General features: G+C 62.4%; 1 protein-coding gene. It reads left to right on the forward strand.

Annotation, left to right across the window (positions count from 1 at the left end; genetic code table 11):
- Positions 1–79: 79 nt before the first annotated feature.
- Positions 80–234: Arm DNA-binding domain-containing protein (locus QSJ97_RS24895; protein WP_285675198.1), on the forward strand; the 155-nt coding region annotated here is incomplete at its 3' end.

Consider the following 234-nt stretch of genomic DNA (forward strand, 5'->3'; position numbering starts at 1 on the left):
GTCCAACAAGCACCCACTCGCACTAGCTAGGTCCACGCTCGTGTTGTAGAACAGGTTGTGGAATGGTTCAGGCAGTGTGATGGCAGGTAAGCTAACCGCTCGGCAGGTCGAGGCACTTCGAGAACCGGGGCGCTACGGTGACGGGCGCGGGCTTTGGCTGCATGTGGGGCCGAGCGGCACCAAGTCCTGGGTGCTTCGCTACTCGCTGAACAAGCGGGCACGGGAGATGGGGCT

This window comes from Paralimibaculum aggregatum (genome assembly GCF_030270585.1).
GTDB lineage: Bacteria > Pseudomonadota > Alphaproteobacteria > Rhodobacterales > Rhodobacteraceae > Thermohalobaculum > Thermohalobaculum aggregatum.